Genomic DNA, 11,128 nt, shown 5'->3' with positions numbered 1-11,128 from the left:
GGAGACCTGCGGCTTGCCGACGTTCGCCTCGACGTTGAACTCCCGCTTCATGCGGTCGACGAGGATCTCGAGGTGCAGCTCGCCCATGCCGGAGATCTCGGTCTGACCGGTCTCCTCGTTGGTCTGCACGACGAAGGTGGGGTCCTCCTCGGCCAGGCGGCCCAGGGCGACGCCCATCTTCTCCTGATCGGACTTCGTCTTGGGCTCGACGGCGACCTTGATGACCGGCTCGGGGAAGGTCATCGACTCGAGCTTGATCGGCTGGTCGGGCGAGCACAGCGTGTCGCCGGTGACGACCTGCTTGATGCCGACGCCTGCGGCGATGTCGCCCGCGTAGACCTCGGTGACGTCCTCGCGGTCGTTGGCGTGCATCATCAGCAGCCGGCCCATGCGCTCGGTCTTGCCCGAGCCGACGTTGAGGACCTTGCCGCCGGCCTCGAGCTTGCCGGAGTAGACGCGGAAGTAGGTGAGCTTGCCGAAGAACGGATCGCCCATGATCTTGAACGCGAGCGCGGAGAACGGCTCGTCGTCGTCCGGCTTGCGGGTGGCCGGCTCGCCGTCGGTGCCGTCGCGGTTGGGGACGACGCCCTCCATGTCCGGGACGTCGAGCGGGCTGGGCAGGTAGGCGAGGACGGCGTCGAGCAGGGGCTGGACGCCCTTGTTCTTGAACGAGGAGCCGCACATGACCGGGGTCATGCCGATCTCGAGCGTCGCCTTGCGGATCGCCTGCTGGAGACGCTCGACGGGGATGTCGGCCTCCTCCAGGATCATCTCGACGATCTCGTCGTCGAAGTGCGAGACCTCCTCGAGCAGGTGCTCACGCGCGTCGGCGGCGGCGTCGGCGAGATCCTCGGGGATGTCCGTGATCTCGACCTCCTTGCCCAGGTCGTCCTTGTAGATGATCGCCTTCATGGCGACGAGATCGACGATGCCCTGGAACTCGGCCTCGGCGCCGATCGGGAGCTGGATCGGGACGGGGTTGGCCCCGAGCCGGTCGATCATCGTCTGGACGCTGTTCTCGAACGACGCGCCCATGCGGTCCATCTTGTTGACGTAGGCGATGCGCGGCACCGAGTACTTGTCGGCCTGGCGCCAGACGGTCTCGGACTGCGGCTCGACGCCGGCGACGGAGTCGAAGCAGGCGATCGCGCCGTCGAGGACGCGCAGCGAACGCTCGACCTCGACGGTGAAGTCGACGTGCCCGGGCGTGTCGATGATGTTGATCCGATGGCCCTCCCACTCGCAGGTGGTCGCGGCGGACGTGATCGTGATGCCGCGCTCCTGCTCCTGCTCCATCCAGTCCATGGTGGCCGCGCCCTCGTGGACCTCACCGATCTTGTACGTACGACCGGTGTAATAGAGGATGCGCTCCGTGGTCGTCGTCTTGCCGGCGTCGATGTGCGCCATGATCCCGATATTCCGGGTCTTCTCGAGTGGGAACTTACGTGGCATGACTCAGCTTCTCGATCGTTGTGGCAAAAAGAACGGGCCCCTTGGGCCCGCGCGAACCTCAGGAGGATGTCCCGTTCGTCGCGCTATGTGGCAGAGGTCTCCATCGGAATGCAACCTGCTGAACCGGGGTGAGCACAGGTGAGCACGGGAACCCCGGAAGCGGCGCGGAACCATAGCAGATCGCAGCTGGCGAACCGGGCCGCTCCGAGCGTGGTCCGAGGGGCCCGCGGCGCGCTCGCGACGGCCGGTCTGCTCGGGGTCGTCCTGCTCGTCGTCGCGACCTTCGCCACCATCATCGAGATCACCGTCGGCGGCAGCGGATCCATCACCGCCGACGTCGATCGCGAGCTGTCCGGATACGACCGCCACAGCGTGGCGCTCCTGCTCATCGGCGCCGCGGCACTGGCGATGCTGCTCGGCGCCCTGCGTGGTGCGCGGCCGGCGATGCTCGCGGTGGCCGCCTGCGGCGTCACCGTGCTGCTGATCGCGGTCCTGGGCGACGCGCCGGACCTCGACGACACCGGTCCGATCGGCGAGCTGTACGAGGACGCGAGCGCCAAGGCCGGAACGGGCTTCTACCTCGAGACGCTCGCGGGCGCCCTGCTGCTCATGGCGGGCGGAGGCCTGCTCGTGCTCGCCGGTGGCGCCGCGGCGCTCGGAGGACGCCGGGAGGCCGGCACGGGTCCCGCGCAGCGGACCTCGGAGGCCGCTGCCGCACCCGCGCAGCCACCCTCCCGACCGACGCCCGAACCAGGCGAAGCGGCCGCGGAGCGGCCCCGTACGGCGCCGGAGCCGCCGGCCGGGGCGTCGGCACCGCGTACGCCGACGACGCGCCCGGGTGCCGCGGACGCGCCGGCGCGACCCTCCCGACCCGACCCGGCCGCGGAGCCGGAGGCGGAGGAGAAGTCGCTCTCGTTCGAGGCGCGTCTGCGCCGCGCCCGGGAGCGGGCGATGCGGCGCTTCGACTGACCGCGGACCTGCGGCGCCGACGGCGCCGCAGGGGTCGGGAACGGCGGCGATCCCCGCGTTGCGTGCGGGGATCGGGCCGAACCCTCTCGCGGTCAGGTGTTCAGCGACGCCGCGAACCCGCAGCGCTGCCCGGCACCGTACGGGCCGTCACCGCCGGCGGGCGTCGTCTCCTTGACGGCGATCACGTGCCGGAACTCGTGCAACGTTGCGTCCGGGCGCATGACGACACCGGACTCCTCGTCGAAGTCGATGTTCACGGGGTTGTCGCCGCTCGAGATGTCCTCGATCCTCCGCGTCGTCTCGGCCGTCCCGGTGTCGAGGTAGGCCGTGTCGCCATCGAGGTACCCACTGCCGCCGCCGTCGAGGGTCGCCCCGCTCTCCGTCGTGCGGATGAACAGCTCGGCGAGCACCGACGGGGTCGCCCCCGTGCCGGCGTCCGTGTCCGTGAAGCACTTGCCGTAGATCTCGAACGGGCCGAACTTCAGCAGCGACACCTCGGTCGCCGCGGCGCGCGCGGTCGCCTCGTCCGCGTTGGACGCCGACGAGCTCACGAACGTCATCTTGCTCAGCGGTGTCCTGCCGGTGACCGCCGTGGCGGTGTCCGCGGTCGTGGCCGAGTCGGCCTTCGTCGCCGTGTCCGCCTTGCCTGCCGCCGCCGACTTGCCCGTCAGCGCCAGCGCCACGATCTCGCTGGCGTTGAGGTTGTCGACCCGGTCGGCGTTCAGCCGCGGGATCAGGCCCGTGGCCGTGTCGCTCAACGTGAACGGGATCGTGCCCTTCGTCGCGAAGGCGGCCGCGGGCCCGTTGTCGAGGTTCACGTGCCGTGTGCACTCCTTGGTGGGTCGACGACAGCCGTAGATCGCTGATCCGCCGGCCGAGGTCCCGGTCGAGATGTTCGACTGCCGGGTCCCGTACTGCTCACCGGTCACGCCGGAGATCACCCGCGTCTCCGCGGTGGCCGTCCCGTTGCGGACGCCCTCCCGCAGGGTGTCCCCGGTCCGTGCCGTCACGACCGCGGCGCTGCCGAGCGTCAGCAGGATCTCCGACGGTGGTCCAGTCGAGATACGGGTCAGCCATGGGTCGGCCCTCCAACTCATGGCGACAGCCGAGCGCTGTCGCCGACGGGTGCCCCCGCGACCACGCTACGGCAGCACACCACGCACGTGGACATCATCCGTCCAGAACGACGAGAGCCCGGCGACCGAACCGGTCACCGGGCTCCCGCGGACGCGGATGCGTCGAAGCTGACTACCAGCGGTAGTGCGCGAAGGCCTTGTTGGCCTGCGCCATGCGGTAGATGTCGTCCTTGCGCTTGTAGGCGCCGCCCTGGTTGTTCTGGGCGTCCATCAGCTCGTTGGCGAGGCGCTGGGCCATCGTCTTCTCGCGGCGCTGGCGCGCGAACTCGGCGAGCCAGCGGATCGCCAGCGTGCGAGCACGGCGTGCCGGGACCTCGACGGGCACCTGGTAGGTGGCGCCGCCGACGCGGCGGGAGCGGACCTCGAGGTTCGGGGTCAGGGCCTTGATCGAGAGCTCGAGGGCCTCGACCGGGTCCTTGCCGGTCTTCTCGGACAGGATGGCGAGGGCGTCGTAGACGATCCGCTCGGCGGTGGACTTCTTGCCGTCCAGCATGATCTTGTTGATCAGCTGCTGGACGAGACGGGAGCGGTGAACGGCGTCCGGCTCGATCGTCCGGAGCTGCGCGGCTGCGCGACGGGGCATCTCTCAGGTACCTACTTCTTTGCCTTCTTGACCCCGTACTGCGACCGCGCCTTCTTGCGATCGCTGACGCCGGCGGCGTCGAGGGTCCCACGGACGACCTTGTACCGCACGCCCGGCAGGTCCTTGACGCGGCCACCACGCACGAGCACGACGGAGTGCTCCTGGAGGTTGTGACCCTCGCCCGGGATGTACGCCGTGACCTCGATGCCACCGGAGATGCGGACACGAGCGACCTTGCGAAGCGCGGAGTTCGGCTTCTTGGGGGTGGTCGTGTACACGCGAGTGCAGACCCCGCGGCGCTGGGGCGCGGCGGTCTTCTTCTTGCGGCCCTTGCCGGACTTGAGGCCCGGAGTGGACAGCTTCTTGGACTTCGGCGTGCGACCCTTGCGGATCAGCTGGCTGGTCGTAGGCATGCGACGGGGGAGAGTAGCAACGATCGTTCGGGGACGACCCGCGCCTCACGCGCTCCGGCGAGCGCCCCGGCGCGGCACCTCCTCCGGCGCCCGATGCGTGGTAGACCACCGGGATGGCCCTCGCCGATCCCCTGCGCCACGTCGGCGCGCAACTCGAAGCGCTCGCGAGCTCCCTGGCGGTGCTCCCGTCGGTCGGGCGCCAGCTGTCCCTGATGCGGCGCGAGGTCAAGGGCCTGCGTTCGGACATCGGCCAGCTGCCCGAGCTGATCCGTGAGCTCACGCTCGTGGTGGAGCGCATGGCCAACGAGGTCGAGGGCATGCACGCCGACGTCGTCGTGATCGGTGACCGGGTCCAGCCGCTGGCCGGCCAGCTCGAACCGCTCGCGCCGTCGCTGGCGAACCTGGACCCGACGCTCGAGGACCTGCTGCAGGAGATGCACGGCCTGCGGACCGACCTCAACCGCCTGCCCTTCGTCGGCCGGCGCGGCGGCGCGCGAGGCCGTGACGAGACCCCAGCCGCACCGGAGCGCCCGGACCCCGCCGACGTCGCCAACGACGCGACCTGATGCCTGACTGAACCACGCGGCGCGGCTGTTCGTAGAGACTTCTCGACATGGCGTTGCTCTCCACCCTGCGGATGTATCTCCAGCGCACGAAGGCGCTCGACGAGCCCTCCGACCTGTACACCCACAGCGTGCCGCTGCTCGGCGGGGGCGCGCTCGACCTCCGTACGCTCCGCGGACGGCCGACGCTGTTCGTGAACACCGCCAGCAAGTGCGGCTACACGCCCCAGTTCGAGGGGCTCCAGGCGCTGTACGACCGCTTCGGCCCTCGCGGCCTGCAGATCGTCGGCACCCCGTCGGCCGACTTCCTCGGCCAGGAGCACGACGACGCCGAGGCCACCAGCGAGGTGTGCCACAGGAACTACGGCGTCGCGTTCCCCATGACCGAGACGATGTCGGTCCGCGCGGACCCCTCCCCGCTGTGGAGGGACATCGCGCGCCAGCCGGGCTCCAAGCCCCCGGTCTGGAACTTCACGAAGTACCTCGTCGACGGCGAGGGTCGACTCGTGAGGCGCTGGGCGACCAAGGTCACGCCCGACGACCCCGACCTCCTCGGGGCGATCGAGGCGGCGCTGCCCGCGTCCTGACGCGGGCGCTCAGGCGGCCCGCGCCGCGGCCACGCTGGCGAGCGCCTCGAGCGGCGGAAGGTACGTCAGCCCCTGGTCGCGCGCGACCGGCTCGTAGGTCACCGCGCCCGCCGCAACGTTGAGCCCGGCCAGGAACCCGGCGTCCGCCCGCAGCGCGGCGTCCACGCCCTCGGTCGCGAGCTTCACGACGTACGGCATGGTCGCGTTGGTCAGCGCCCACGTCGAGGTGATCGGCACCGCTCCCGGCATGTTCGCGACGCAGTAGTGGATGACGCCGTCGACCTCGTAGGTGGGGTCCGAGTGCGTCGTCGGCCGCGAGGTCTCGAAGCAGCCGCCCTGATCGATCGAGACGTCGACGAGCACCGAGTTGCGCTTCATCAGCGCGAGCTGCTCGCGCGTGATCACGTGCGGCGCCTTGGCGCCGTGCACGAGCACCGCGCCGATGACGAGATCCATCTCCGGGAGCCGCTGCTCGATCTCCAGCGTCGAGGCGAAGCAGGTGGAGCACCGCATGTTGAGGATGGTCTCGAGGTCCCGCAGGCGGTCGATGCTGCGGTCGTAGACGTAGGTCTCCGCGCCCATGCCGATCGCGATCTCGGCCGCGTTCTGCCCCACGACGCCGCCGCCGATCACCATGACCTTCCCGGCCGCGACGCCCGGCACCCCGCCGAGGAGCAGGCCGCGCCCGCCCAATGGCTTCTCGAGCATGAACGCTCCGGCCTGCGTGGCGATCTTCCCGGCGATCTCCGACATCGGGGCCAGGAGCGGCAGGCGGCCGCGCGCGTCCTCGACCGTCTCGTAGGCGATGCAGGTGGCGCCGCTGGCGACCAGCCCGGCGGTCAGCTGGGGGTCGGGCGCCAGGTGCAGGTACGTGAAGAGCACGTGGTCCGGCCGCAGGCGCGCGACCTCCACGGGCTGCGGCTCCTTGACCTTCACGATCATCTCCGCCGTCTCGAAGACCGCGTCCGCGTCGGGCAGGATCTCCGCCCCCTGCGCCACGAAGTCCTCGTCGGCGATCGCCGAGCCCTCCCCGGCGCCGCGCTCCACGACGACCTCGTGGCCGCGGTCGACGAGCTCGCGCACGCCGGACGGGGTGAGCGCGACGCGGTACTCGTCGGTCTTGATCTCGGTGGGAACGCCGACCTTCATGGCTGGGACACCTCGGGGACGTCGGGGACGGTGGTCGCGGACGCTGGGTCGCGCGGGGATACGGGGAGGTCGGCTTCGGACGTCATTGCGCGGTGCTCTCCCGCGGTGTGCTCGGCGCCATCTCGCGGCCGCGGAGCGCGAGCCAGAACTCGATGCGATCGCGGGCACGCGCGAGATCGCGGCCGGTCAGCTCCTCGATCTTGCGGATGCGATAACGCAGGGTGTGGCGGTGGCAGTACAGCCGTCGCGCCGCCGCCTCCCACTGGCCGTTGCACTCGATGAACGCCTCCAGGGAGCGCATGAGCTCACCCCCGTAGTGGCCGTCGCCCTCCTCGATCGGCGCCAGGAGCGAGTCGCAGTACACGCGCAGCGCGTCGCTGTCCTGGAGCGCGAGGAGGAGCTGGAAGGACCCGAGGTCGCGATAGGTCGCGACCCGCCCGGGCTTCGCCGGCCGATCACCGTTGGAGGACGCGGGTGCCGGATCCGCGCCCAGCTCGCGGGCCTCGAGCGCGCACCGGGCCTCGTGCCAGGTCTCGCGCGCACGGCCGGCGGGCACGGCGCGTCCCGCTCCGGCGAGGGGCGCGGTCCCGAGCGCAGCGGTGATCCGGGCCACGAGCCGCTCGCACGTGTCGAAGAGCTCCTCGTCCAGCAGTCCTGGCAGGAGCACGCCCACGAACCTGCCGGTCGTTGCCACGAGGCCGCTGACGGCCTCGGCCCGGAGCGCATCGGCGACGACCGCCTCGACGCCCGCCTCCGGCGGACCGGCGGACGTCGCCAGCGCGAGCGCGGTCGTGCGTCCACCCAGCCCGAAGGGCTCGAGTCGCCGCTGGAGCTCGGCCCCCTCGACCTCCCCGGCCACGATCTCGCTGAGGACGTCCCCCGCCAGGCGGCGCTCGGTCGCGTCGGCGACCCGGACGCGGAGCAGCTCCAGCGCGACGACCGTGACGGCCTGGTGCAGGATCAAGCGGTCGATCTCGGCGAGCCCACCCTGATCCTTGGCGGCGACCAGCCAGGCCTGCGGGACCGCTCCGGGCTCGGCGCCCGGGCTCGAGACCGGTAGCGCCAGGGCTCGGCCTCCGAGCTCCGCGGCGGTCGGGAGGAACTCACGCCCCTCGCCCCGGCGCGCGCGCTCCCGCAGCTCGTTCCCGACCTCGTCGACCAGCTCGTCCGGGAGGTCGCGCCGGAACGTGCGCACGGTGCGCCGCTCGCCGCGGCCGTCGAACACCATCGCCGCCCCGCCGATGAGCGTCGAGAGCTGACCGGCGATCGCGTCGAGCCCGCGCTCGGACAGGACGATGCGCTGCAGCCGCTCCTGGGCGACGATCGATCGCTGCAGCAGCGCGTACTGCTCGTTCACCAGCCGGGTGAAGGCCCGCTCGGTCAGGGCGATGAACGGCAGGTCGTACGGGACCTCGAAGAGCGGGAACCCGAGCTCGGCGGCCGTCTTGACCATCGCCGGGGGAACCGCGTCGTGGAGGAATCCGGTGCCCACCCCGAGACCGGCCAGCCCGTGCTCGGCGAGCCGCGTGACGAAGGTCTTCTGGGTCTTCGGCTCGGTCAGCGCCATCCCGGTGGTGAGCAGCAGCTCCCCGCCGCTGAGGAACGGCGTCGGATCGGGAAGCTCGGTGATGTGGACCCAGCGGACGGGCTGGTCGACCGACGCCTCGCCGGCGAGGAGGCGGACGTCGAGGTCCGTCAGGAGCTCGCCGACGGTCAGCACGCCGGACCGTCTCCCCCTGGCCGCGGCTCAGGCACGCGCACCGACCCGGCGGGAGGCCTCCTCGAGCACGGGCCGCAGCACCGCCTCGATCTCCGCGAAGTGCTCCGGTCCCGAGATGAGCGGAGGCGAGAGCTGGATGACGGGGTCGCCGCGGTCGTCGGCGCGGCAGATCAGCCCGCGGCGGTAGAACTCGGCGGACATGTAGCCGCGGAGGAGATCCTCCGCCTCGGCCCGCGTGAAGTGGGGCTTGGACTCGCGGTCCTTGACCAGTTCGATCGCCTGGAAGTAGCCGGCCCCGCGGACGTCGCCGACGATGGGGATGTCGCGCAGGGAGTCGAGCATCGCGCGGAACGCGGGCTCGTGCTCACGGACGTTCTCGAGGATCCCCTCCTCCTCGAAGACGTCGAGGTTGGCCATCGCGACCGCGGCGCACATGGGATGTCCGCCCCAGGTGAAGCCGTGGGCGAAGCTGGCGTTCCCCTCCAGGAACGGCTCGATGAGCCGGTCCGAGGCCAGGACGGCGCCCATCGGCGCGTAGGAGCTGGTCAGGCCCTTGGCCGTGGTGATGATGTCGGGCTGGTAGCCGTAGCGGTCCGCTCCGAACCACTCCCCCAGGCGGCCGAACGCGCAGATGACCTCGTCGCTGATGAGGAGCACGTCGCGCTCGTCGCAGATCTCCCGGACCCGCTGGAAGTAGCCGTCGGGAGGGGTGAAGCAGCCCCCAGCGTTCTGGACCGGCTCGAGGATCACGGCCGCGACCGTGTCGGGACCTTCGAAGTCGATGCGGTGCGCGATGGCGTCGGCGAGGTTCTCCACCCCGTACCCGGGCGCCATGCGGTACTGGTTGGTGTTGACCACGTGGCACCCACCGGGGGTGAACGGCTCGAAGGGCTGCCGGAGGTTCGTGATGCCGGTGGCGGCGAGGGCGCCGAGCGTCGTCCCGTGGTAGGCGGTCTCGCGCGCGATGATCTTGGTCTTGTTCGGGTTGCCGGTGAGCTTGTGGTACTGACGGACGAGCTTGATCGCCGACTCCACCGACTCACCACCGCCGCTGGTGAAGAACACCCGGTTGATGTCGCCCGGAGCGAGGTGCGCGAGGCGGGCCGCGAGCTCGATCGCGGGCGGATGCGCGTAGGACCACGTCGTGAAGAAGCCGAGCTCACGCGCCTGGTCGGCACCCGCCTGGGCGACGTCGTGGCGCCCGTGACCGATGTTCACGCAGAACAGCGCGCTCAACCCGTCGAAGTAGCGGTTGCCGTGCACGTCCCACACGTAGCACCCCTCGCCCCTGGCGATGATCGGGATCTCGGCCCCCGCGCCGTAGCTGCCCATCCGGCTGAAGTGCATCCAGAGGTGGCGTTGGGCGAGCTGCTGGAGATCGGCGCTGGTCGTGGACTCCGTCGTAGCCATGGGTTCCTTTGGACGATCCGTCGCGATCGCCATCGATGTGGACAACGCTACTCGCCCTGCACGGTAACCGCGACCCCTGCTGTCCATGTCGGCACACGCGGCGTCGGTCGGGACTACGCTGCGGCCCATGCCCGCCCTTCACCACGTCCGCCGGGGCTCCGGAGAGCCGCTCGTCCTCGTCCATGGCATCGGCAGCCAATGGCGCATCTGGGAGCCCGTCATGGACCGGCTCGCCCAGGAACGGGACGTGATCGCCATCGATCTGCCGGGATTCGGGCGCAGCCCCCACGACGGCACCGGTCCCTCGGTACCCGACCAGGCCGAGCGGGTCCGCGCCTTCTTCGGCGAGCTGGGACTCGAGCGGCCCCACGTCGCCGGCAACTCGATGGGCGGAGGCATCGCGCTCGAGCTCGCTCGCATGGGCGCCGTGGCCAGCGCCACCGCGGTGTCACCGGTCGGGTTCTGGACGCCGCGCGAGCGCACCTTCGCCCAGACCTCGCTGCAGGTGTCCCGTCGGCTGCTGCCGCTGCTGGGCCCGGTGCTGCCGAGCCTGCTGCGTTCACCCGTCGGCCGGACGGCGCTGCTCGGGCAGTTGGTCGCCCGTCCGTGGCGCATGGACGGAGAGGCCGCGATCGAGCATCTCGAGCTCCTCGTCGGCGCACCCGCGTTCGACGCCTGCTGCGAGGCATTCGACGACTACACGTTCCACGACGCCCACCAGCTCGACGACGTCCCGGTCACGGTGGCCTGGGGCGACAGGGACCTCCTGCTGCTCTACCGCCAGGCGGCGCGCGCCCGGCACGTGATGCCTCGCGCGCGGCACGTGACGCTGCCGGGATGCGGACACGCGCCGTTCAGCGACGACCCGGCCCTCCTGGCCGGGGTGCTGCTCGAGTCCAGCGCGCCGGTCGCCGACGTCACGGCGCTGTAGGGCGCTCACGACGCCAGCGGCAGGCGCTGCGGCCCGGACTCCTCGTGCGCGTCGAGGAACGCCAGCACGGCCTGGACGCGCCGGTGGCTGGCGTCCGAATCGGCGAGATCGAGCTTGGCGTAGACGCTGCGGACATGGGACTCCACCGTCTTCCCGGTCACGCAGAGCGCCCGGCCGATGGCCGCGTTGGACCACCCCTCGGCGATGAGGGCCAG

General features: G+C 71.1%; 12 protein-coding genes. 4 read left to right on the top strand and 8 right to left on the bottom strand.

The features are described 5' to 3' along the window. On the bottom strand, window positions 1-1,452 hold a 1,452-nt coding region (gene fusA / locus ABYE80_RS10425; protein ID WP_372790211.1), incomplete at its 3' end, for an elongation factor G. A gap of 210 nt (window positions 1,453-1,662) precedes the next feature. Between fusA and ABYE80_RS10420 the strand changes: the two genes are divergently transcribed. Then, entirely contained in the window at window positions 1,663-2,421 is a 759-nt protein-coding gene (locus ABYE80_RS10420; RefSeq protein ID WP_372790210.1) for a hypothetical protein, read from the top strand. A 92-nt stretch (window positions 2,422-2,513) separates the two neighbouring features. Here the strand turns inward: ABYE80_RS10420 and ABYE80_RS10415 are convergent, their stop codons facing one another. The 3 genes from ABYE80_RS10415 to rpsL form a co-directional block, all read right to left on the bottom strand. After that, window positions 2,514-3,518, bottom strand: coding sequence for a hypothetical protein (locus ABYE80_RS10415; protein ID WP_372790209.1), 1,005 nt, complete (start codon window positions 3,516-3,518; stop codon window positions 2,514-2,516). A 151-nt stretch (window positions 3,519-3,669) separates the two neighbouring features. After that, entirely contained in the window at window positions 3,670-4,140 is a 471-nt protein-coding gene (rpsG, locus tag ABYE80_RS10410; RefSeq protein WP_372790208.1) for a 30S ribosomal protein S7, read from the bottom strand. 11 nt (window positions 4,141-4,151) lie between these two features. After that, complete coding sequence (gene rpsL / locus ABYE80_RS10405) at window positions 4,152-4,553, bottom strand: 30S ribosomal protein S12 (protein WP_372790207.1); 402 nt, start codon at window positions 4,551-4,553, stop codon at window positions 4,152-4,154. Window positions 4,554-4,666: 113 nt separating this feature from the next. On the opposite strand from rpsL, the gene ABYE80_RS10400 reads away from it, so the two are divergent. Together ABYE80_RS10400 and ABYE80_RS10395 are read left to right on the top strand one after the other, a co-directional pair. After that, window positions 4,667-5,119: a hypothetical protein gene (locus ABYE80_RS10400; RefSeq protein WP_372790206.1), complete on the top strand. Its 453-nt coding sequence runs from the start codon at window positions 4,667-4,669 to the stop codon at window positions 5,117-5,119. A 47-nt stretch (window positions 5,120-5,166) separates the two neighbouring features. Further along, window positions 5,167-5,703: a glutathione peroxidase gene (locus ABYE80_RS10395; RefSeq protein ID WP_372790205.1), complete on the top strand. Its 537-nt coding sequence runs from the start codon at window positions 5,167-5,169 to the stop codon at window positions 5,701-5,703. A 9-nt stretch (window positions 5,704-5,712) separates the two neighbouring features. Here ABYE80_RS10395 and ald read toward each other — a convergent pair whose 3' ends face one another. The 3 genes from ald to ABYE80_RS10380 all read right to left on the bottom strand — a co-directional run bounded on the left by ald (window position 5,713) and on the right by ABYE80_RS10380 (window position 9,982). Continuing rightward, on the bottom strand, window positions 5,713-6,852 hold the full coding sequence (ald, locus tag ABYE80_RS10390) for an alanine dehydrogenase (protein WP_372790204.1): 1,140 nt from the start codon (window positions 6,850-6,852) through the stop codon (window positions 5,713-5,715). 82 nt (window positions 6,853-6,934) lie between these two features. Further along, window positions 6,935-8,572, bottom strand: coding sequence for a PucR family transcriptional regulator (locus tag ABYE80_RS10385; protein ID WP_372790203.1), 1,638 nt, complete (start codon window positions 8,570-8,572; stop codon window positions 6,935-6,937). Between the two features lie 27 nt (window positions 8,573-8,599). Then, complete coding sequence (locus tag ABYE80_RS10380; RefSeq protein ID WP_372790202.1) at window positions 8,600-9,982, bottom strand: aspartate aminotransferase family protein; 1,383 nt, start codon at window positions 9,980-9,982, stop codon at window positions 8,600-8,602. A gap of 127 nt (window positions 9,983-10,109) precedes the next feature. On the opposite strand from ABYE80_RS10380, the gene ABYE80_RS10375 reads away from it, so the two are divergent. Continuing rightward, the gene (locus ABYE80_RS10375; protein WP_372790201.1) at window positions 10,110-10,913 is read left to right on the top strand and encodes an alpha/beta fold hydrolase; all 804 of its coding nucleotides are present in this window, start codon (window positions 10,110-10,112) and stop codon (window positions 10,911-10,913) included. 5 nt (window positions 10,914-10,918) lie between these two features. On the opposite strand, the gene ABYE80_RS10370 is transcribed toward ABYE80_RS10375, so the two are convergent. Next, a partial coding sequence (locus tag ABYE80_RS10370) for a response regulator transcription factor (protein ID WP_372790200.1) occupies window positions 10,919-11,128 on the bottom strand: 210 nt, incomplete at its 5' end.

The sequence above is a fragment of the Paraconexibacter sp. genome (assembly GCF_041602235.1).
In the GTDB taxonomy this organism is placed as follows: domain Bacteria; phylum Actinomycetota; class Thermoleophilia; order Solirubrobacterales; family Solirubrobacteraceae; genus Paraconexibacter.
This window is presented reverse-complemented; position numbering and strand designations above follow the sequence as displayed.

Bases quoted from the DNA above. Each gene is read 5' to 3' on its own strand.
- ABYE80_RS10395 (WP_372790205.1), top strand. From the start codon at position 5,167: ATGGCGTTGCTCTCCACCCTGCGGATGTATCTCCAGCGCACGAAGGCG.
- rpsL (WP_372790207.1), bottom strand. From the start codon at position 4,553: ATGCCTACGACCAGCCAGCTGATCCGCAAGGGTCGCACGCCGAAGTCC.
- ABYE80_RS10375 (WP_372790201.1), top strand. From the start codon at position 10,110: ATGCCCGCCCTTCACCACGTCCGCCGGGGCTCCGGAGAGCCGCTCGTC.
- rpsG (WP_372790208.1), bottom strand. From the start codon at position 4,140: ATGCCCCGTCGCGCAGCCGCGCAGCTCCGGACGATCGAGCCGGACGCC.
- ABYE80_RS10400 (WP_372790206.1), top strand. From the start codon at position 4,667: ATGGCCCTCGCCGATCCCCTGCGCCACGTCGGCGCGCAACTCGAAGCG.
- ald (WP_372790204.1), bottom strand. From the start codon at position 6,852: ATGAAGGTCGGCGTTCCCACCGAGATCAAGACCGACGAGTACCGCGTC.
- ABYE80_RS10380 (WP_372790202.1), bottom strand. From the start codon at position 9,982: ATGGCTACGACGGAGTCCACGACCAGCGCCGATCTCCAGCAGCTCGCC.
- ABYE80_RS10415 (WP_372790209.1), bottom strand. From the start codon at position 3,518: ATGAGTTGGAGGGCCGACCCATGGCTGACCCGTATCTCGACTGGACCA.